This is a genomic window from Mesorhizobium kowhaii (assembly GCF_003253745.1).
Classification (GTDB): domain Bacteria; phylum Pseudomonadota; class Alphaproteobacteria; order Rhizobiales; family Rhizobiaceae; genus Mesorhizobium; species Mesorhizobium kowhaii.
This window is the reverse complement of the sequence record NZ_MZXV01000019.1, coordinates 143,477-162,077: the sequence shown is the minus strand read 5'-3', so window position 1 is coordinate 162,077 and position 18,601 is coordinate 143,477. Positions and strand designations below refer to the sequence as shown.

General features: G+C 63.4%; 24 protein-coding genes. 11 read left to right on the top strand and 13 right to left on the bottom strand.

Annotation, left to right across the window (positions count from 1 at the left end; translation table 11 throughout):
- Window positions 1-46: 46 nt before the first annotated feature.
- From sucD to mdh, 5 genes are read right to left on the bottom strand one after another with little or no spacing between them, the layout of a single operon-like run.
- Window positions 47-949: a succinate--CoA ligase subunit alpha gene (gene sucD / locus B5V02_RS10450; RefSeq protein ID WP_111544139.1), complete on the bottom strand. Its 903-nt coding sequence runs from the start codon at window positions 947-949 to the stop codon at window positions 47-49.
- 14 nt (window positions 950-963) lie between these two features.
- Window positions 964-1,461 carry a DUF1579 family protein gene (locus B5V02_RS10445; RefSeq protein ID WP_111544138.1) on the bottom strand — a complete coding sequence of 166 codons (498 nt, stop codon included), beginning with the start codon at window positions 1,459-1,461 and terminating at the stop codon, window positions 964-966.
- 2 nt (window positions 1,462-1,463) lie between these two features.
- Window positions 1,464-1,835, bottom strand: a complete 372-nt coding sequence (locus B5V02_RS10440) for a cupin domain-containing protein (protein ID WP_111544137.1) — start codon at window positions 1,833-1,835, stop codon at window positions 1,464-1,466.
- Window positions 1,836-1,839: 4 nt separating this feature from the next.
- Window positions 1,840-3,033: an ADP-forming succinate--CoA ligase subunit beta gene (gene sucC / locus B5V02_RS10435; RefSeq protein WP_111544136.1), complete on the bottom strand. Its 1,194-nt coding sequence runs from the start codon at window positions 3,031-3,033 to the stop codon at window positions 1,840-1,842.
- 31 nt (window positions 3,034-3,064) lie between these two features.
- Window positions 3,065-4,033, bottom strand: coding sequence for a malate dehydrogenase (gene mdh / locus B5V02_RS10430; RefSeq protein WP_111544135.1), 969 nt, complete (start codon window positions 4,031-4,033; stop codon window positions 3,065-3,067).
- 236 nt (window positions 4,034-4,269) lie between these two features.
- Here mdh and B5V02_RS10425 point away from each other — a divergent pair, with 236 nt between their 5' ends.
- The gene (locus B5V02_RS10425) at window positions 4,270-4,689 is read left to right on the top strand and encodes a GNAT family N-acetyltransferase (RefSeq protein ID WP_111544134.1); all 420 of its coding nucleotides are present in this window, start codon (window positions 4,270-4,272) and stop codon (window positions 4,687-4,689) included.
- A 49-nt stretch (window positions 4,690-4,738) separates the two neighbouring features.
- A complete protein-coding gene (locus tag B5V02_RS10420; RefSeq protein ID WP_111544169.1) occupies window positions 4,739-5,077 on the top strand; it encodes a hypothetical protein in 339 nt (112 codons plus the stop codon).
- Between the two features lie 5 nt (window positions 5,078-5,082).
- Here B5V02_RS10420 and zapE read toward each other — a convergent pair whose 3' ends face one another.
- Complete coding sequence (zapE, locus tag B5V02_RS10415; RefSeq protein WP_111544133.1) at window positions 5,083-6,306, bottom strand: cell division protein ZapE; 1,224 nt, start codon at window positions 6,304-6,306, stop codon at window positions 5,083-5,085.
- An 89-nt stretch (window positions 6,307-6,395) separates the two neighbouring features.
- The gene (locus tag B5V02_RS10410) at window positions 6,396-6,935 is read right to left on the bottom strand and encodes a protease inhibitor Inh/omp19 family protein (protein WP_111544132.1); all 540 of its coding nucleotides are present in this window, start codon (window positions 6,933-6,935) and stop codon (window positions 6,396-6,398) included.
- A gap of 294 nt (window positions 6,936-7,229) precedes the next feature.
- Here B5V02_RS10410 and B5V02_RS10405 point away from each other — a divergent pair, with 294 nt between their 5' ends.
- The 8 genes from B5V02_RS10405 (at window position 7,230) to B5V02_RS10370 (ending at window position 14,431) form a co-directional block, all read left to right on the top strand.
- Window positions 7,230-8,240: an MBL fold metallo-hydrolase gene (locus B5V02_RS10405; protein ID WP_111544168.1), complete on the top strand. Its 1,011-nt coding sequence runs from the start codon at window positions 7,230-7,232 to the stop codon at window positions 8,238-8,240.
- A 74-nt stretch (window positions 8,241-8,314) separates the two neighbouring features.
- Window positions 8,315-8,476, top strand: coding sequence for a DUF1328 family protein (locus B5V02_RS10400; RefSeq protein ID WP_111544131.1), 162 nt, complete (start codon window positions 8,315-8,317; stop codon window positions 8,474-8,476).
- Between the two features lie 72 nt (window positions 8,477-8,548).
- Window positions 8,549-9,433 (top strand): diaminopimelate epimerase, encoded by an 885-nt coding sequence (gene dapF / locus B5V02_RS10395; protein WP_111544130.1) that lies wholly within the window; start codon window positions 8,549-8,551, stop codon window positions 9,431-9,433.
- Window positions 9,433-10,731 (top strand): tRNA (N(6)-L-threonylcarbamoyladenosine(37)-C(2))-methylthiotransferase MtaB, encoded by a 1,299-nt coding sequence (gene mtaB, locus B5V02_RS10390; protein WP_111544129.1) that lies wholly within the window; start codon window positions 9,433-9,435, stop codon window positions 10,729-10,731. Before dapF ends, mtaB begins: the two co-directional genes overlap by 1 nt.
- An 11-nt stretch (window positions 10,732-10,742) precedes the next feature.
- Complete coding sequence (ftsY, locus tag B5V02_RS10385; RefSeq protein ID WP_111544128.1) at window positions 10,743-12,392, top strand: signal recognition particle-docking protein FtsY; 1,650 nt, start codon at window positions 10,743-10,745, stop codon at window positions 12,390-12,392.
- A gap of 61 nt (window positions 12,393-12,453) precedes the next feature.
- The gene (locus tag B5V02_RS10380; protein WP_111544127.1) at window positions 12,454-13,128 is read left to right on the top strand and encodes a septation protein A; all 675 of its coding nucleotides are present in this window, start codon (window positions 12,454-12,456) and stop codon (window positions 13,126-13,128) included.
- A gap of 111 nt (window positions 13,129-13,239) precedes the next feature.
- A complete protein-coding gene (locus tag B5V02_RS10375) occupies window positions 13,240-13,860 on the top strand; it encodes a pyridoxamine 5'-phosphate oxidase family protein (RefSeq protein WP_111544126.1) in 621 nt (206 codons plus the stop codon).
- 40 nt (window positions 13,861-13,900) lie between these two features.
- Complete coding sequence (locus B5V02_RS10370; protein WP_111544125.1) at window positions 13,901-14,431, top strand: NADPH-dependent FMN reductase; 531 nt, start codon at window positions 13,901-13,903, stop codon at window positions 14,429-14,431.
- Window positions 14,432-14,433: 2 nt separating this feature from the next.
- Here the strand turns inward: B5V02_RS10370 and B5V02_RS10365 are convergent, their stop codons facing one another.
- Window positions 14,434-14,643, bottom strand: a complete 210-nt coding sequence (locus B5V02_RS10365) for a tautomerase family protein (protein ID WP_111544124.1) — start codon at window positions 14,641-14,643, stop codon at window positions 14,434-14,436.
- A gap of 33 nt (window positions 14,644-14,676) precedes the next feature.
- Window positions 14,677-15,597: an SMP-30/gluconolactonase/LRE family protein gene (locus tag B5V02_RS10360; RefSeq protein WP_111544123.1), complete on the bottom strand. Its 921-nt coding sequence runs from the start codon at window positions 15,595-15,597 to the stop codon at window positions 14,677-14,679.
- 295 nt (window positions 15,598-15,892) lie between these two features.
- Between B5V02_RS10360 and B5V02_RS10355 the strand changes: the two genes are divergently transcribed.
- Entirely contained in the window at window positions 15,893-16,060 is a 168-nt protein-coding gene (locus B5V02_RS10355) for a hypothetical protein (protein ID WP_095083997.1), read from the top strand.
- Window positions 16,061-16,247: 187 nt separating this feature from the next.
- Here B5V02_RS10355 and B5V02_RS10350 read toward each other — a convergent pair whose 3' ends face one another.
- The 4 genes from B5V02_RS10350 to ccmA all read right to left on the bottom strand — a co-directional run bounded on the left by B5V02_RS10350 (window position 16,248) and on the right by ccmA (window position 18,459).
- Entirely contained in the window at window positions 16,248-16,823 is a 576-nt protein-coding gene (locus B5V02_RS10350) for a DsbE family thiol:disulfide interchange protein (RefSeq protein ID WP_111544122.1), read from the bottom strand.
- On the bottom strand, window positions 16,820-16,987 hold the full coding sequence (gene ccmD, locus B5V02_RS10345) for a heme exporter protein CcmD (protein WP_111544121.1): 168 nt from the start codon (window positions 16,985-16,987) through the stop codon (window positions 16,820-16,822). Before ccmD ends, B5V02_RS10350 begins: the two co-directional genes overlap by 4 nt.
- 145 nt (window positions 16,988-17,132) lie before the next feature.
- A complete protein-coding gene (ccmB, locus tag B5V02_RS10340) occupies window positions 17,133-17,798 on the bottom strand; it encodes a heme exporter protein CcmB (RefSeq protein WP_111544120.1) in 666 nt (221 codons plus the stop codon).
- Between the two features lie 58 nt (window positions 17,799-17,856).
- Window positions 17,857-18,459, bottom strand: coding sequence for a heme ABC exporter ATP-binding protein CcmA (gene ccmA, locus B5V02_RS10335; RefSeq protein WP_111544119.1), 603 nt, complete (start codon window positions 18,457-18,459; stop codon window positions 17,857-17,859).
- Window positions 18,460-18,601: the final 142 nt, after the last annotated feature.

The window sequence follows — 18,601 nt, the reverse complement described above, 5'->3', positions numbered from 1 at the left end:
TCGTCCCGTTCTTCCTATTCCCCTACTGCCCTACTCCCTTACTGCCTTAACCCTTGATCGCCTCGACCAGCGTCGTGCCAAGCCGTGCCGGCGAGGGCGAAACTTTTATCCCGGCCGATTCCATCGCCGCAATCTTGTCCTCGGCGCCACCCTTGCCGCCGGAGATGACCGCGCCGGCATGACCCATGGTGCGGCCGGCCGGCGCCGTGCGCCCGGCGATGAAGCCGGCCATCGGCTTCTTGCGGCCACGCTTGGCTTCGTCCTTGAGGAACTGCGAGGCGTCTTCCTCGGCCGAACCGCCGATCTCGCCGATCATGATGATCGACTTGGTCTCGTCATCGGCTAGGAACATCTCGAGCACATCGATGAATTCGGTGCCCTTGACGGGATCGCCGCCAATGCCGACGGCTGTGGTCTGGCCGAGGCCGACATTGGTGGTCTGGAACACGGCCTCATAGGTAAGCGTTCCCGAGCGCGAAACAACACCGACCGAGCCCTTGCGGAAAATGTTTCCGGGCATGATGCCGATCTTGCATTCATTGGGGGTGAGCACGCCCGGGCAGTTCGGGCCGATCAGCCGCGAGGTCGAACGGTCGAGCCTGGCCTTGACCTTGATCATGTCCATCACCGGAATGCCTTCGGTGATGCAGATGATCAGCGGGATCTCGGCCTCGATCGCTTCCAGGATGGCTTCGGCGGCACCCGCCGGCGGCACATAAACGACGGACGCGTTGGCGCCGGTCTTTTCCTTGCCCTCGGCGACAGTGGCGAAGATCGGCAGGCTCTCGCCCTTCGAGCCGGTCCAGGTCTCGCCACCCTTCTTGGGATGGATACCGCCGACCATTTTTGTCCCGTGATAGGCCAACGCCTGTTCGGTGTGGAACGTGCCGGTCTTGCCGGTCAGGCCCTGCACCAGCACCTTGGTGTTCTTGTCGACGAGAATGGACATGGTGGCCCTTTTTCTTAGAAGTCGTTGATCGAGGAAGGTGAGACACGGCTGTAGACGCCGCTCACCATGTCTTGCCAGGCATCGCTGCCGGCGGCTTGGAACTGTAGTCTCATGCGGTAACTGTCATTGCTGTCGAAATCGTAGGTCACCCGCGCCGACCCGCGCGGCGACGAGCGCAGCAGCGTCAGCGTATTGCCACCCCACGTACCTGTTGCCGGTGCGGCCGGCACAAAGCCGATCGAATCGAACTGATGCATGGTGACGACGCTGTCTTGCTGGTCGAAGCCCAACACATTGTGCGAGGCGAAGGAAACCGTGCCGTCGCGGCTCTGGCGATAGCGCTGCACCACGAACAGCCCGCCGAACTCGGCCTCGGCAAGCACTTCGGCCGTCGCGGCGCCGGCTGCCGTCCATTGCGTCGCCGACACCTCTTCCTCGCCACGCCACGCGCCGACCAACGCCTGCAGGCGCTGATGATCAGCCGAGAGCGAGAAGGACGGTGCCGCGTTCATGGTCAAAGCCGCTTCAGATCGGCGACGGTAAGGTCGCTCTTGGCATTACCGGTGTTGAGCGTCGTCGCCGGCTCGAACATCAGCACCACGGGTTCCGTGCTGAGCGAGCGCGGCCGGTGCTCGACACCGCGCGGCACGACCATGAAGTCGCCCTCGCCGAGTTCGACCGGACCGTCGCGGAAATCGATGGCAATGCGGCCGCGCAGCACGAGGAAGGCTTCATCCTCATTGTCATGCGCGTGCCAGTCGAAGACCTCGCCGAACTTGGCGACTTTCGCCTGGCTGTCATTCACGTCGCCAGCGATGTGCGGATCGAAGACTTTCTTGATCATTTGATCCGCCGCCTCGACCAGGTTTATCTTGCGCGGAGGCACCAGATCAGCCCTTCACCGCCGCCACGATCTTCTTGGCCGCGTCGTCAAGATCATCGGCCGACACCACGTTGAGGCCGCTGTCGTTGATGATCTTCTTGCCGAGCTCGGCATTGGTGCCTTCCAGGCGCACCACCAGCGGCACTTCGAGGCCGACTTCCTTGACCGCGGCAATGACGCCCTCGGCGATGATGTCGCACTTCATGATGCCGCCGAAGATGTTGATCAGGATGCCCTTGACCGCCGGATCCTTGGTGATGATCTTGAACGCCGCCGTCACCTTCTCCTTCGACGCGCCACCGCCGACATCGAGGAAGTTGGCCGGCTCGGCGCCATAGAGCTTGATGATGTCCATCGTCGCCATGGCGAGGCCGGCGCCGTTGACCATGCAGCCGATATTGCCGTCGAGCGCGACATAGGCGAGGTCGTATTTCGACGCCTCGATCTCCTTCTCGTCCTCTTCGGTGGTGTCGCGCAGTTCGAGCACGTCGGGGTGGCGGAACAGCGCGTTGTTGTCGAACGACACTTTGGCATCGAGCACGCGCAACCGGCCGTTCTTCATGACGATCAGCGGATTGACCTCGAGCAGGCTCATGTCCTTCTCGACAAAGGCCTTGTAGAGGATCGGGAACAGCGTATCGCCATCCCGGCCCGCGTCGCCGTCGAGCTTCAGCGCGCCATTGAGCGCCTTCAGATCGGCAGATGTGACGCCCTTTTCCGGGTCGATGGCGACGGTGATGATCTTTTCCGGCGTGTCGTGCGCGACCGCCTCGATGTCCATGCCGCCTTCGGTCGAGACGACGAAGGCAACGCGGCCGACCGAGCGATCGACCAGGATCGACAGATAGAGCTCGCGTTCGATGTCAGCGCCGTCCTCGATGTAGAGACGGTTGACCTGCTTGCCGGCCGGACCGGTTTGCTTGGTCACCAGCGTATGCCCAAGCATCTCGTTGGCGTTGGCGACCACGTCGGCCACCGACTTCGCCAACCTGACACCACCCTTGGCGTCGGGGCCGAGCTCCTTGAATTTACCCTTGCCGCGGCCGCCGGCATGGATCTGGCTCTTCACCACGTAGAGCGGGCCGGGCAGCGCCTTGGCGGCGGCTTCCGCCTCGCTCGCCTTGAACACCGGCACACCTTCGGCCACCGGCGCGCCAAAGCTCTTCAGCAGCGCCTTGCCTTGATACTCATGGATGTTCATCTTCGATGTCTCCGGGTCGACTGCTGGGGGGTCACTTCGAGGCGAGATGCGGCGCGATCTTGACGCAGGCCTCGGTCAGGCCCTGCACCGTCGCCACCGAAGCGTCGAACATCTTCTGCTCGCTCTTGTTGAGGTCGATCTCGATGATGCGCTCGACGCCGCCGGCGCCGATCACCACGGGAACGCCGACATAGGTGTTCTTGACGCCATACTGGCCGGAGAGGTACGCCGCACAGGGCAGCACGCGCTTCTTGTCCTTGAGATAGGCTTCCGCCATCGAGATCGCCGAGGCGGCCGGCGCGTAATAGGCCGAGCCGGTCTTGAGCAGGCCGACGATCTCGGCACCGCCATCGCGGGTGCGCTGGACGATCTGGTCGAGCTTTTCCTTCGAGGTCCAGCCCATCTTGATCAGGTCGGGCAGCGGGATGCCGGAAACCGTCGAATAGCGGATCATCGGCACCATGGAATCGCCGTGGCCGCCGAGCACGAAGGCAGTGACGTCCTCGACCGAGACCTTGAACTCCTCGGCCAGGAAATAGCGGAAGCGCGAACTGTCGAGCACGCCGGCCATGCCGACGACATGGCTGTTGGGCAGGCCGGAGAACTTCTGCAGCGCCCAGACCATGGCGTCGAGCGGGTTGGTGATGCAGATGACGAAGGCCTTCGGTGCATATTTTTTCAGGCCGGCGCCGACCTGTTCCATGACCTTGAGATTGATGCCGAGCAGGTCGTCGCGGCTCATGCCCGGCTTGCGCGGCACGCCGGCGGTGACGATGCAGACATCGGCGCCCTCGATGCCGGCATAGTCGTTGACGCCGGTGAGGCGGCTGTCGAACCCATCGACCGGCGACGACTGCGCGATATCGAGCCCCTTGCCCTGCGGGATACCCTCGGCGATATCGAACAGCACCACGTCGCCGAGGTCCTTCAGACCGATCATGTGGGCGAGCGTGCCGCCGATCATGCCAGAGCCGATAAGCGCTATCTTGTTGCGTGCCATGTCAGGATATTTTCCCTTTGTCAGTGACGACGCCCAAATCCTTGGCGACTTGGTTGGCGGCGTCGAGGAAGAGGCCGGAATGCTGCGAGGAAACCGCGAGTTTTCGCCGCACCCAATAGCCTTGGTGCAAGATAAATTCAAACGATTATTTCGGAGCCAGCATTTTCAATCGGTTAGATAGATCGGGACTTACGTAAACGTCAAAGTTTGTAAGCCGACTTGGGAGAATTTACACAATGAAGATGGAAATCAGAAGGCTGTTCCCCGGCGATGACGCCCTTGTGATGCAGGTCGCCGAAAATGTGTTCGACGAGCCGGTCAGGCCGGATCGGTTGGCAGCCTATCTCCGCGAACCCGGCCATTTCATGATCGTGGCGCTCGCCGATGGCTTGGTCGTCGGACAATGCGCGGCCGTCGTCCACCGCCATCCCGACAAGGTCAGCGAACTCTATATCGACGAGGTCGGCGTATCGCCCGCCTTTCAGCGCCAGGGCATCGCGCAAGACATGCTCGACGCCATGTTCGCGATTGGTCGCGAGCATGGCTGTGAGGAGGCCTGGGTCGGCACCGAGCCGGACAATCTCGCCGCCCGCGCGCTCTATGACTCGCGCAATTCGGTGGCCGAGCCGTTCGTGATGTACATTTACAGGCTCTAGACCATTGCAGGTGGATTCGCTTTGCGGCCACGACAACAAGGAGTTAGCCATGACCGAAACAGAACCGCTCATTCTGCGCCGCTGGTCGTCCGTCATCCGCACACAGGATCGCGCTGCCTATGCCGCCTATGTCGAGAGGACAGGGGGCCTTGATTACGCGGCTACGACAGGCAATCGCGGCTTCCAGATGCTTATGCGCGATCGTGGCGATGGGTCGACGGAGGTCGTCACGTTGAGCTGGTGGTCATCGATGGACGCCGTGCGAAGCTTTGCCGGCGATGCACCGGAACTGGCCCGCTACTATCCGGAAGACGATCGCTACCTCCTGGAGAAATCCGAATTCGTCGATCACTACACAGTTGTTGCCGGAACTTTGCCACCCGCTTGAAAGGCTCAGGCCGTAGCGACAGGAGACTCCCCGTGCCGGCCTTCCGGCTTCTTTGTCTGACCCTTGACCTGCTGCCGTTCCGCCCAATCCTCCAGCCAGTCACGGCTTTGCATCTCGATCAGGCGTGATGCCGTGCGTTCGAACTCGAAGACCTCGACGCCGCGCTTTGCCACATAGAGCTGCGGCGGCGGGGCCTCGGCGCTGACCACCAGCCGCACATGATGATCGTAGAGCGTGTCGATCAACAGGATGAAGCGCTTGGCCTCGTTGCGCTTGCCTTCGCCGAGCACCGGGATATGATCGATGAAGACGGTCGAGAAGCGGCCGGCAATCGCCAGGAAATCGCGGGCGCCATGCGGCTTTTCGCAGAGATCGGCAAAGGAAAACCGCGCCGCATCGCCGGCAGCAGCCGGCACGACCACCTGCCGTCCCTTGAGGGTCAGCGAGGTCTCGGCCGTCGGCGCACCGTGCGTCATGGTTTGCCAGGCCTCGTCGAGCATCTGGTCGGCCGCCGCATCGGCCGGCGTGACATAGACCGGTGTGCGGGCGAGCTTTTCCAGCCGGTAGTCCTTGTCGGCGTCGAGCGACAGCACCCGCGCATGCCGCTCCAGTATGCCGATGAACGGCAGGAAAAGCTGCCGGTTCAGCCCATCGCCATAGAGGTTTTCCGGCGCCACATTCGAGGTGGCGACCAGCACCACGCCACTGGCAAACAGCGCCGAAAACAGCCGCGACAGGATCATGGCGTCGGCAATGTCGGTGACCGAGAACTCGTCGAAGCACAGCACCCAGGCCTGCTCCGCAAGCGCCTTGGCCACCGGCGGGATCGGATCGTCTTCCTTGACCGAGCCGTTCTTGCGCGCCTGCCGGTGCTTCTGGATGCGGTCCTGCACATCGGCCATGAAGTCGTTGAAGTGGACGCGGCGCTTGCGCCGCACCGGCAGCAATTCGAAGAACATGTCCATCAGCATGGTCTTGCCGCGGCCGACGCCGCCATGGATGTAGAGGCCTTTGACGGCCTCATGCGTCTCGCGCTTGCGGGCAAACAGCCATCCAAGCGCGCTGGACTTCTGCGCCAGCCGCTTGGCCGAGATCTCGTCGGTCAGCCGGTCGAGCGCGGCGGCGATCCGTTCCTGCGCCGGATCGCGTTCGATCGCGCCGGTTTCCACCAGATGGTCGTAGCGCTGCCTGACGGTCGCATGGGTCTGGAGGCCGTCACGCAGATGCATCGATCACGTCGTTCTAGAGCAATTCCAGGAAAAGTGTGTAGCGGTTTTCCATCCGGAATTGCGTAAAAACAAATAGGGGGCGGGTCAGCCTATCTTGTAAGCGAAATCGCCTGGCCGTTGGAAGTCTGGCCGTCGAATTTTGAGCCGCCCGACGAATAGAGCCGCGCCAGCGTGCCGCCATTCTCGTCATAGAGCGTCAGCTGCTTGCCGGCGACATTCCACGACTTGATGCCGTCGATCGGCGCCGGGCAGTGCAACGGTCCAGCGCGGAAGCCGGCGCCGAACTTGGTCTGCGGCGTCGCCACCTTGCAGCTCTGGCCCGAAACGCTGGCATTCCAGACACCGGCGACGGCGGCCGCGGTCAGATCCGTGGCGCCGGCGGGCGCCGAGCCGTCCGGCGGCAAGGACGCAACCTGCGTATTCGCCGGCGCGGTCGGGAATTTCGACGGGTCGGTGGCGCCCGGTGCTGCTGGCGGCGGCAGCTGATTGGCGGTCACCTGGCCTGCCGGTGCCGGCTGCAGCGGTGCCGGCTGCTGGTCATCCATCGACGAGAAGCGTGAGGTCGAACAGCCACTCGCAACGAGCGCCGCCAGCGATACGGCCACCAGGCCGCTTTTCGAAAAAATCATTCCAACCTCCGTCGGATCCGGCTCGGGGACGCCGTCCGCACAATCTCACCTCCACCAAGATGGAGAAGGTGGCGAAATTTCAACCCGATATGGTTAAAATACGGTTTGCAGCAAGATCTGTTGCAAATTTATCGCAATCCTGGCGGCACTGGCCGCGTGTCGCTCCAACCCTTGGGATCGGTGCGGCCCCCGGCACCCGGCAAGCCGGAAGCCGCGCTTGCGGTCTTCCAAATGCTTGCGCCGGCCGGCATTGGTCCTATCTCTTGGAAACCGAAACCTGCCGGAGCTGCAAAATTGGCCGCGAGAAAGAGAGCTGCCAACCGCTACTACAGCGGCCCGCCCAGCGATCATTTCGACGGCACCTTGTTCTTCAATCCCGACGGCCAGCCACCCGGCCGCTTCGCCGACTTGCTGAAATGGCAGTTGAGTGGCAAGCGCTCGAAATGGCCGGCGACCGCTCCGCGCTCTTTTCCGCAGGCAAAACCGGCGGCACGGGTCGAAAGCGCCGCGCTGCAAGTGACCATGGTCGGCCATTCCACCTTGCTGATCCAGACGGCCGGCCTGAACATCCTCACCGATCCGGTCTGGTCTCCGCGCGCATCGCCGCTCGCCTTCGCCGGGCCAAAACGCATCATGCCGCCAGGCATTGCCTTCGCCGACCTGCCGCCGATCAACCTCGTTCTGGTCAGCCACAACCATTACGACCATCTCGACCTCGCCACGCTGAAGCAGCTGAAGGCCAGCCACGACCCGCTGGTGATCACCCCGCTCGGCAACGATGCCCTGATTGGCGAAGCAGTTCCCGGGATGCGGCTGTCGGCGCATGACTGGGGCGACAGGGTCGAGATCGGCAACGGCGTCGCCGTCCATGTCGAGCCGGTGCATCACTGGTCGGCGCGTGGCGCCCGCGACCGACGCATGGCGCTGTGGGCCGGCTTCGTCATCGAGACGCCGAATGGCAAGGTCTATTTCGCCGGCGACACCGGCTTCCACGATGGCATCAACTACCGGCTGATGGCTGAGAAGCATGGCGGCTTCCGCTTCGCCATCCTGCCGATCGGCGCCTATGAGCCGCGCTGGTTCATGGCGCCGCAGCATCAGAATCCGGAAGAAGCCGTGCAAGGCATGAAACTGTGCAACGCCGCCTATGCCGCCGGCTGCCACTGGGGCACCTTCCGGCTCACCGACGAACCGATCGACGAGCCGGCGCGGAAATTGACCGAGGCGCTCGACGATCAAGGCATCCCGCGGCAGCGCTTTCGTGCCTTGCGGCCCGGCGAGGTCTGGGACGTGCCCGCCATCTAGCCAAGCAGCCCGCCAAGGAACCCAGATTGCTGAAACGCGTGCTTCCCCAACGCAATTTGGCTGGGAGCCTCTCCATGATCAAATGGGTCATCATTCTGCTGATCGTCGCCGCGGCGGCGAGCCTGCTCGGCATGCCGGCGCTGGCAGGAGCCGCCGCCACCGGCGCGCGCATCCTCATCGGCATCGTTCTGGTCATCTTCCTGCTCGTCGTGCTTGGCATCTTCGCAGTGACGTAACCCTGCTCTGCACTGGTAATTCCCGCTCGTTTCCGCCATATAGCGCCAAACGGACACGGAATTCGCGGAGCAATGGCCAGCACTGCCCCTTTCGCCAAGATGAACGGCATCGGCAACGAGATCATCGTTGCCGACATGCGTAGCCGTGCCGATCGGGTGACGCCGGCTGCCGCCATTGCGCTGAACGCCGATGCCGCGACCAGGTTCGACCAGATCATGGCGATCCACGACGCCCGGACGCCGGGCACCGCCTTTTTCATCGACATCTTGAATTCCGACGGCTCCAAGGCTCAGGCCTGCGGCAACGGCATGCGCTGCGTCGTCCAGGCGCTCGCCGCAGAAACCGGCCAGAAGACCTTCACCTTCGAGACCGTCGCCGGCATCCTCAACGCACGCGAACATGCCGACGGGTCAATCTCGGTCGACATGGGCATACCGCGTTTCGGTTGGCAGGACATTCCACTGGCCGAGGAGTTCCACGATACCCGCATGATCGAGCTGCAGATCGGTCCGATCGACGCGCCGGTGCTGCATTCGCCCTCGGTGGTCTCGATGGGTAACCCGCACGCCATATTCTGGGTCGACCGCGACGTCTGGTCCTATGAGCTCGACCGCTTCGGGCCGCTGCTCGAGAACCATCCGATGTTTCCCGAGCGCGCCAACATCACCATCGCTGAGGTCACCTCGCCCGACACCATGGTCATCCGCACCTGGGAGCGCGGCGCCGGCCTGACCAAGGCCTGCGGCTCCGCCGCATGCGCATCGGTGGTCGCCGCGGCCCGCACCAACCGGACCGGCCGCAGCGTCAGCCTGGTGACGCCCGGCGGCGGCTCGCTGCATGTCGAATGGCGCGGCGACGACCACGTCATCCTCACCGGTGCCGCCGAATGGGAATTTTCCGGCAGCTTCGATCCGTCGACCGGCACCTGGGCCCGCGACACCGAAAGCGCGGCCTGATGGCCTCCCTCTCCAAGGGTATCGATGTCGTCACCTTCGGCTGCCGGCTGAACACCTATGAGTCCGAGGTGATGCGGCGCGAGGCGGAAAGCGCCGGCCTTGGCGCGCTGGAAGGCGGCGCCGTGATCTTCAACACCTGCGCCGTGACCGGCGAGGCGGTACGCCAGGCAAAGCAGGCGATCCGCAAGGCGCGCCGCGACAACCCCGAAGCGCGCATCATCGTCACCGGCTGCGCCGCGCAGACCGAGCCGCAGAATTTCGCCGCCATGGACGAGGTCGACCTCGTGCTTGGCAATGAGGAGAAGCTGAAGGCGAACTCCTATCGGGCGCTGCCGGATTTCGGCGTCAACGACACCGAGAAGGCACGCGTCAACGACATCTTTTCGGTGCGCGAGACCGCCGGCCACATGGTCGACGCCATCGAGGGCAGGGCGCGCGCCTTCGTCCAGGTGCAGAACGGCTGCGACCACCGCTGCACCTTCTGCATCATTCCCTATGGTCGCGGCAATTCGCGCTCGGTGCCGATGGGCGCCGTGGTCGAGCAGGTCAAGCGGCTCGCCGGCAATGGCTATGCCGAGATCGTGCTGACCGGCGTCGACATGACCAGTTTTGGCGCCGACCTGCCGGGTGCGCCAAAGCTCGGCAAGCTTGTGAAAACAATCCTCAAGCAGGTGCCCGATGTGAAGCGGCTGCGGCTGTCCTCGATCGATTCGATCGAGGCCGACGACGATTTGCTCGACGCCATCGCCACCGAGCCGCGGCTGATGCCGCATCTGCATCTGTCGCTCCAGTCCGGCGACGACATGATCCTGAAGCGCATGAAGCGCCGCCATCTGCGCGATCAGTCGATCCGCTTCTGCGAGGATGTGCGCAAATTGCGCCCCGGCATCGTCTTCGGCGCCGACATCATCGCCGGCTTCCCGACCGAAACGGATGAGATGTTCGAAAACTCGGAAAAAATCGTCGAGGAATGCGGACTGACCCATCTGCATGTCTTCCCGTTCAGCCCACGCGAAGGCACGCCCGCCGCGCGTATGCCGCAGGTGCGGCGCGAATTGGTCAAGCAGCGCGCCGCCCGGTTGCGCGCCGCGGGTGAAGCTGCGTATCGGCGCCATCTGTCGTCGCTTTCCGGAACGCGCCAGTCGATCCTGATCGAGCGTGACGGTCTTGGCCGCACCGAAGGTTTTACGCTTGCCGCACTCGGCGCGGGCGTGCCGGGTGAGATCGTCGCGGCCGATATCACCGGCCACGATGGCGCCCGGCTGATCGCGGCGCCGCTTGCCGCCCGCGCCGCCTGAGACCGCAAAGCATGGCTGGTTTTTTCAAGAAGATATTTTCGTTCGGCAAGAAGGAAGTGGTCGAGGAACCGGTCGACGAGACCGCCCCGCTGCCGCCGATCAAATGGGAAGCGCTCGATGCGCTGAAGCCGGCGTCCGAACAGGTTGTTCCGGAATTTCTGAAGCGCGACGAGCCGCAGCCCGAGGCGGAAATTGTACCGACACTGCCGGCCGAGCCGGAAGTGCCGTCGGAGCCGGCGCCTGTCGAGGAACCAGCGCCCGAGCCGGCACCGATCATTCCGCCCGAGCCGGAAATCCGGCCTGAGCCTGCCCCGGTTGAAGAGCCGCAGCCGGTTGAACCGGAAGCGCCCGCCGAGGAGCCTGCGCCAGAGGAAATCCCACCCGCGCCTGTGGTGCCGGAGCCGGTTCCTGCACCGGAGCCGCGCGAAATTCCGGAGCCGGAGCGGCCGGAAATCGTGCCGCAACCGGAGAAACAGCCAGAACCTGCGCCAGTCGAAGTGCCGGCACCGCCGGTCGAGACTCCCGCCGAAACGCCGGCGCCCGAAATCCCGCCGGCCGAAGTTTCGCCGCCCATTCGCCAGCCGGCTCCGATTGAAGCACAGCCTGTCATTGCCGAGGTCGCGCCCGAACCTCAGGCCGTCCCGCAACCGGCGCCAAAACCCGTTCCCGCTCCCGGCAAGGTGACCGTCACCAAGAAGGTCGAGCAGAAGGCCGAACCGCAGAAAGCGCCGGAACCGGCGCCGAGGCGCTCGTGGTTCCAGCGCATGAGGGATGGGCTTGCCCGTTCGTCGCGCGAGCTCACCGGCAACATCGCCGGCGTCTTCACCAAGCGCAAGCTGGACGAAGAGACCCTGCAGGACCTCGAGGATGTGCTGATCCGCGCCGATCTCGGCATGGAAACCGCGCTGCGCGTCACCGATGCGCTGGCTTCCAGCCGCTACGGCAAGGATGTTTCCGAGGCGGAAGTGCGCGCCATCATGGCGGCCGAGGTGGAAAAGGTGCTGGCCCACGTCGCCATGCCGCTGGAACTCGATCTCTCGCACAAGCCGCATGTCATTCTGGTGGTCGGCGTCAACGGCACCGGCAAGACCACCACCATCGGCAAGCTGGCGGCAAAACTGACCGATGGCGGCCTGTCGGTGATGCTCGCCGCCGGCGACACGTTCCGTGCCGCCGCGATCGAGCAATTGAAGATCTGGGGCGAGCGGACGAAATCACCGGTCATCGCCTCCAAGATCGGCGCCGATGCCGCGGGGCTGGCCTATGACGCCTTCGAACGAGCAAAAGAAGCCGGCTCCGACGTGCTGATCATCGACACCGCCGGCCGCCTGCAGAACAAGACCGAGCTGATGGCCGAGCTCGAAAAGATCGTCCGCGTGCTGGGCAAGCTCGACCCGGAAGCGCCGCACACCGTTTTGCAGACGGTAGACGCCACCACCGGCCAGAACGCGCTCAACCAGGTCGAGATCTTCCGCAATGTCGCCGGCGTCAACGGCCTGGTGATGACCAAGCTGGACGGCACGGCGCGTGGCGGTATTCTGGTGGCGATCGCGGCAAAGCACAAACTGCCGGTCTATTTCATCGGCGTCGGCGAACAGGTCGATGACCTCGAACCTTTTTCGGCAAGCGAATTCGCCAGGGCGATCGCCGGAGTTGCCTAACAAGCATATCCCAAAAAGTTGCAGACTTTTTGGATCAGATTATGCGTAAGAAAGAAAGTCTATGAACCCACCCATTCTCGAACGCGATCCGTCCGACCCGCAAAAAGAGAAGAAGGAAGGCGTCAATCCGCTGCTCAAGCTGGTGCTGGAACTGGGGCCGTTGATGGTGTTTTTCTTCGCCAATGCGCGCGGCGAATGGCTGGTGCGGAAATTCCCTGTCCTGGCCGAATTGGGCGGCCCGATCTTCGTCGCCACCGGCCTGTTCATGGCCGCCACCGCGATCGCGCTGATCGCCTCATGGCTGCTGATGCGCACCTTGCCGATCATGCCGATGGTGTCGGGCGTCGTCGTCTTCATCTTCGGCGCGCTGACGCTCTATCTGCAGGACGACATCTTCATCAAGATGAAGCCGACCATCGTCAACACGCTGTTCGGCGGCGTGCTGCTCGGCGGTCTCTACTTCGGCAGATCGCTGCTCGGCTATGTCTTCGATTCGGCCTTCAGCCTCGACGCCGAGGGCTGGAGGAAGCTGACCTTCCGCTGGGGTCTATTCTTCCTGTTCCTGGCCCTTGCCAATGAAGTGGTGTGGCGGAATTTTTCCACCGACGCCTGGGTTACCTTCAAGGTCTGGGGCATCATGCCGATCACGCTTCTATTCACCTTCAGCCAGATGCCGCTGATCCTGCACCATTCGCTCGACGAGAAAGCCGGGAAAGAAGAGAAGGCCGGGAAATAGAGCAATTCCAGGAAAAGTGTGTAACGGTTTTCCGTCCGGAATTGCGTCAAACAAAGAGAAAGAGCGGTTCTGCGTTTTCGTGAAACGATGAACCGCTCCAGGGAGAGGGTCATGGAATTCGTCACCACGCGCGATGAGCTGAGGACGATCTACAAGACGCCGCGACCGACCGACGGCTCTATCCGCAAGGAATTGAAGGCGCTCGACGGCCATTGCCGCTCCTTCATCGGCAAGAGCCCGTTCGTGCTGATCGGCTCATCCGACGGCGCCGGCAATGCCGACGTGACGCCGAAGGGCGACAAACCGGGCTTCGCCGCCGTGCTCGACGACACGACCATCGCTATTCCCGACCGGCCCGGCAACAACCGGCTCGACTCGCTGGAGAACATCCTCCTCAACCCGTCGGTCGGGCTGCTCTTCCTCATTCCCGGCATGAACGAGACGCTGCGCGTCAACGGCGACGCCCGCATCACCGTCGACGCGACCTTGCGCGAACGGCTCGCCGTCGACGGCAAGGAACCACAAAGCGTCGTCGTGGTCACCGTCAAGGCCGCCTACATGCATTGCGCCAAGGCCTTCATGCGCTCGGATCTGTGGAAGCCGGAAACCTGGTACGACCGCGCAACGCTGCCGACGCTCGGCCAGATCCTGCGCGACCAACTGGCGCTGGCAGAGACTGCCGGCAGCATCGACAGCGAGCTGGACCAGGATTACCGCAAGACCTTGTGGTAGTTTTTCGCGTCACGATTCACCTGTATCCGGCCGCTCTCCCTTGATCGAAATCCTCGCCATTTCCGGCAGCCTGCGGGCGGCCTCCACCAATTCCGCACTGGTCGCGGCACTGGCGCGCAACGCCCCGCCCGGCTGCCACGTCACCGTCTATGGTGGACTTGGCCGCCTGCCGATCTTCAATCCCGACGACGAGGGCGAGCGGACGCCGCAAGAAGCCTCCGTGCTGATCGACGCCGTCACTCAAGCCGATGGCGTCATTGTCTCCTGTCCGGAATATGCCCATGGCGTGCCGGGCGGGCTGAAGAACGCCCTCGACTGGCTGGTGTCGCGCGACGCCGCCGTCGAGAAGCCCGCCATGCTGGTGCACGCCTCGCCGCGTTCGCTGTTTGCCCGCGCCGCGCTGACCGAGGTCATGCGCACCATGTCGTTCGCGCTTTGCGAAGATGTGCTGGAGATCGCCCTGCTCGGCAAGAAGCCGCCGGAGGTGGAGAACATCCTGGCTGAGCCGGAAAACCGACTGGCAATGCGCGATGTGCTGTCCGCTTTCGCGGGCTTCATCGCCGACCGCTGAGGCTACTTCTTGCTTCTCAGCGTCTCGACATCGGTCTTGCCGACGTACCAGTCGCGGGCGTTGACCTCCTCGAAGACCACCCAGACATCGTCATTGCCCAGTCCGGTGGCGTCCATGATGGCCGCCGTGACCCTTTTGGCTATGTCCGCCTTCTTGCCCGCCGGGTCAGCGGCAATCACTTCCTTGACGATGCGGATGCTCACGAATGGCATGGCGTCCTCCCCTTCGATGTTGTTGACGGTCGCTCAATAGGTCTTGGCGCCGTTGACCATCAGCCTCACCATATAGAGCGACGTGGTGCCGGCGATATAGAGGCAATTCAGCTTGTTGCCGCCGAACACGCAATTGGCGGTGACCTCCGGCACCTTGACCTTGCCGATCAGCGTCCCGTCCGGATCGTAGCAGTGGATGCCGTCGGCCGCACTGGTCCAGATGCGGCCGTCCTCATCGAGCCTGAAGCCGTCGAACATGCCGGCCGTGCAGTCGGCGAAGACCTTTTCGCCGGAAACCTTCTTGCCGCCCTTGCCGACATTGAATACCCGCATATGGGCAGGATCTTGCGCGCCATGCGTGCGGCCGGTGTCGACGACATAGAGCTTGCTCTCGTCGAGCGAGAAGGCAAGGCCGTTGGGCCTGACCATGTCGGTGATGACGGCCTCGACCTCGCCCGTGCCGGGATCGACCCGGTAGACGTAGCAGGCGCCGATCTCGCTTTCGGCCTTGTCGCCCTCATAGTCGGTGTCGATGCCGTAGCTCGGATCGGTGAACCAGATCGAGCCATCCGACTTCACCACCGCATCGTTGGGCGAATTCAGCCGCTTGCCACGCCATTTGGCGGCGATGGTGGTGACCGAACCGTCAAACTCGGTGCGGCTGACACGGCGGCCCGAGTGCTCGCAGGTCACCAGCCGGCCCTGCCGGTCGACGGTGTTGCCATTGGAATTGCCGGACGGCTGACGGAAGACGCTGACATTGCCGTCGGTCTCGTCGTAGCGCAGCATGCGGTTGTTGGGGATGTCGGACCAGACGACATATCGGCCGGCGGCGAACCAGGCTGGCCCCTCCGCCCACTGGCATCCGGTGAACAGCTTCTCCACTTGCGCGTTGGAATTGAACAGCCGCGCGAAACGCGGATCAAGAACTTCATAATAATCTGCGGCGGCCATGCTTTTCCTCCTGGCATCAGGTCGGGCGCGATCAAGCCAGCCGGAGATCGATCTGGCAAGATCGATGATGAGTGCTTCACCGCATCTTGACGTCTCAAGGCAGATGGGAAGCAACACCTACCTGCTGGAACTGCCAGGTTAACCCGGGTTAAGCTGGCTTAACCGGCTATGCGCTACGTGCAATGGTGCATTGCAACATCTTCTTTTTGCAATGCACCATAACTATGTCATGCTTCGTACTGATCAAGGGAGGAAGAACCGGCTGCCAAAAATGCGGCACAGAAGGAAACTCGCTATGATCTTCAACGATCTCATGACCCGCGCTCGCACCAGCATTGCCAAGCGCAAGCACTACAACCGCCTTGTCGCCGAAATCGACAGCTTTTCCAGCCGCGACCTGGCCGACATGCGCGCCGACCGCAGCGAAATGCTCTACCAGGTCCACAAGCAGATCTACGGCTGATCTTAAGATCCATCGACTCGGCGCCACCCAGGCGCGTTGAGATTCAGGTCAGGCCGAGCCGGAGTCGAAAGACGGGCGCGAAGACCAAACAAGGTGGGTTCCGAAAACCGGAGCGGAGCGTACTTTTGGGTACGTGAGCACCGGAAGCGTAGGAAGCCGCCATTTGCAGGCCGGCATCACCTGAATATCAATGCGCCGCCAATGCCTTGTCGATCTGCGGCAACAGCACCGTCCGCGCCGCCTCGGCGGTCAGCGGGCCGACATGCTTGTAGGCAATCTTGCCGTCCTTGCCGATGACGAAGGTTTCCGGCACGCCGTAGACACCCCAGTCGATCGCCGTGCGGCCGGCTTCGTCGACCCCAATCGCCTGGAACGGATTGCCGAGATCGCCGAGGAAACGCCGGGCGTTTTCCGGCTGGTCCTTGTAGTTCAGCGCCGCCATGACGAAACGCTTGTCCTGCGCCAGCGCCAGCAGCACCGGATGCTCTTCGCGGCACGGCGCGCACCACGACGCAAACACGTTGACCAGCGTGACCTTGCCGGCGAAGGATTTCGAATCGAGCCCGGGCAGGTTGCTGCCCTCCAGCGGCGGCAGGTTGGTCTGCGGCGCCGGCAGGCCGATCAAGGCCGACGGCACTTCCGAAACGTCGCGCCCCGACAACAGCTGCGCCAGGAACAGTCCGGCCAAGCCGAGGAAGACCAGCAGCGGCAACAGCACGAACAGGCGGCGACGGGGCGTCGGCGTTTCCATCTCTGTGCTCATGGCTTGGCGCCTTTGTCGGAACGCCGCCGCACGCCTGACGCTTCGAGTTCAGCAAGTTCGCGTTTGCGCGCCCGCTGGTCGAGCAGGATCCAGCCGACCAGCCCGGCCAGCACCACGGCGGTGATCGCGTAGGCGGCGGTGACGTAGAGTGCGTGCGCGCTCATGCGGCAGGCCTCGCCAAAGTGCCGCTTTCCAAACCGGTCATTTCGCCCAATTCGAACATGCCTTCCCTTAGCCTCGCGCCATCGGCTTCGCAATCGGTCGCCGCGCCGCAGCCTTTGACGTCGCGCAAACCACGACTGACGTCACTCAATCCGTTCCGTGGCGCAGCGCCAGCGCCGCCGAGACCGGCCCCAGCACGGCAAGAAACAGGGTCAGCGCGGCAAGAATGAGGAAGGGCTGCAGAAACGGATCGGGATTGGCCGTCGCGCCGTAACTCGCCGAAACGCCGAAGATCAGCACCGGGATGGTCAGCGGCAGCACCAGCACCGAGATCAGCAGCCCGCCACGCGGCAGCGCCACCGCCACCGCCGCACCCGCCGCGCCGATGAAGGTGATCGCCGGCGTGCCGACCAGCAGCGTCAGCGCCGTGGCGCCTATTGCCGCCGGCTCCATATTCATGAACAGGCCGAGCAAGGGAGCGGCAATGACCAGCGGCAGCACGCTGCCCGCCCAATGCGCCAGGCATTTGATCAGCACCGTCAAGGCCAGCATGTGGCGGTCGTTGCCAAGCACCAGCAGATCGAGCGAGCCGTCCTCGCGGTCGGCCTGGAACAGCCGGTCGAGGCCGAGCAGACAGGACAGCAGCGCGCCGATCCACAGGATCGCCGGCCCGATGCGGGCCAGCAGCTTGAGATCCGGCCCAACGCCGAACGGAATGGTGGCGATGACGGCGAGGAAGAAGATGACGCCAGTTAACGCGCCGCCGCCGGCGCGGATGTTGAGGCGGATATCGCGCAGGAAGAGGGCTAGCATGATTTGAGATGCCTTTGCCCAGGCACCCCCCAGAGGGGGTCGCGAAAGAATACCGACATTACTCCCCCATCCTCAATTCCTTCGCCCCATCCAATCCCAGCGGCAAATGCGTCGCCGCAACGACGATCCCACCCTCTCCACGATGCTTCCCCATCAGCCCCGCAAACCGCGCCTCCGAGGCCTTGTCCAATCCCGCCGTCGGCTCATCCAGCAGCCACAGCGGCCGATGGCTGACCAAAAGCTTGGCGATCGCCGCGCGGCGCCGTTGCCCGGTCGACAGATAGCCGAACGGCAGATGGCCGATGCCGCCGAGCCCGACCGTTTCCAGCGCCTCTTCGACGCCGACATCTCCATCGCCATTGAAGTCGCGCCAGAAGTGCAAGTTTTCCGCCACGCTGAGCGCCGGCTTCATTGCGTTCTGGTGACCAAGATAATGACAGGCCGACGCGATCGACGGAAACGCTTCGCCGCCGCCTTCGATCCGCACGCTGCCTTCCGCCACCGGCAGCAGCCCGGCGATGACCCGCAGCAAGGTCGATTTGCCCGCACCATTCGGCCCGGTGACGACCAGCGACTGGCCGTCTTCCAGGGCAAAATCGATGCCGGAAAACACCATATCGCCGCCGCGTTCGCCGCCCAGATTTTCGGCGATCAGCCGCATCCCTCGCCTGCCCTGAAAACCATGTGTCGCGACAGCCGCCGCATCGCACAAATTTGCTTTGCAACTGTCTAGAACTATTCCAGAAAATTCTCTATATGCGGTGCATCCGTGCCAGCGGTCGGCGCGGGAACAGAATTAGCGC

Bases quoted from the DNA above. Each gene is read 5' to 3' on its own strand.
- sucD (WP_111544139.1), bottom strand. From the start codon at position 949: ATGTCCATTCTCGTCGACAAGAACACCAAGGTGCTGGTGCAGGGCCTG.
- B5V02_RS10445 (WP_111544138.1), bottom strand. From the start codon at position 1,461: ATGAACGCGGCACCGTCCTTCTCGCTCTCGGCTGATCATCAGCGCCTG.
- sucC (WP_111544136.1), bottom strand. From the start codon at position 3,033: ATGAACATCCATGAGTATCAAGGCAAGGCGCTGCTGAAGAGCTTTGGC.
- mdh (WP_111544135.1), bottom strand. From the start codon at position 4,033: ATGGCACGCAACAAGATAGCGCTTATCGGCTCTGGCATGATCGGCGGC.
- B5V02_RS10425 (WP_111544134.1), top strand. From the start codon at position 4,270: ATGAAGATGGAAATCAGAAGGCTGTTCCCCGGCGATGACGCCCTTGTG.
- B5V02_RS10420 (WP_111544169.1), top strand. From the start codon at position 4,739: ATGACCGAAACAGAACCGCTCATTCTGCGCCGCTGGTCGTCCGTCATC.
- zapE (WP_111544133.1), bottom strand. From the start codon at position 6,306: ATGCATCTGCGTGACGGCCTCCAGACCCATGCGACCGTCAGGCAGCGC.
- B5V02_RS10410 (WP_111544132.1), bottom strand. From the start codon at position 6,935: ATGATTTTTTCGAAAAGCGGCCTGGTGGCCGTATCGCTGGCGGCGCTC.
- B5V02_RS10400 (WP_111544131.1), top strand. From the start codon at position 8,315: ATGATCAAATGGGTCATCATTCTGCTGATCGTCGCCGCGGCGGCGAGC.
- dapF (WP_111544130.1), top strand. From the start codon at position 8,549: ATGGCCAGCACTGCCCCTTTCGCCAAGATGAACGGCATCGGCAACGAG.
- mtaB (WP_111544129.1), top strand. From the start codon at position 9,433: ATGGCCTCCCTCTCCAAGGGTATCGATGTCGTCACCTTCGGCTGCCGG.
- ftsY (WP_111544128.1), top strand. From the start codon at position 10,743: ATGGCTGGTTTTTTCAAGAAGATATTTTCGTTCGGCAAGAAGGAAGTG.
- B5V02_RS10380 (WP_111544127.1), top strand. From the start codon at position 12,454: ATGAACCCACCCATTCTCGAACGCGATCCGTCCGACCCGCAAAAAGAG.
- B5V02_RS10375 (WP_111544126.1), top strand. From the start codon at position 13,240: ATGGAATTCGTCACCACGCGCGATGAGCTGAGGACGATCTACAAGACG.
- B5V02_RS10365 (WP_111544124.1), bottom strand. From the start codon at position 14,643: ATGCCATTCGTGAGCATCCGCATCGTCAAGGAAGTGATTGCCGCTGAC.
- B5V02_RS10360 (WP_111544123.1), bottom strand. From the start codon at position 15,597: ATGGCCGCCGCAGATTATTATGAAGTTCTTGATCCGCGTTTCGCGCGG.
- B5V02_RS10355 (WP_095083997.1), top strand. From the start codon at position 15,893: ATGATCTTCAACGATCTCATGACCCGCGCTCGCACCAGCATTGCCAAG.
- B5V02_RS10350 (WP_111544122.1), bottom strand. From the start codon at position 16,823: ATGAGCACAGAGATGGAAACGCCGACGCCCCGTCGCCGCCTGTTCGTG.
- ccmD (WP_111544121.1), bottom strand. From the start codon at position 16,987: ATGAGCGCGCACGCACTCTACGTCACCGCCGCCTACGCGATCACCGCC.
- ccmB (WP_111544120.1), bottom strand. From the start codon at position 17,798: ATGCTAGCCCTCTTCCTGCGCGATATCCGCCTCAACATCCGCGCCGGC.
- ccmA (WP_111544119.1), bottom strand. From the start codon at position 18,459: ATGCGGCTGATCGCCGAAAATCTGGGCGGCGAACGCGGCGGCGATATG.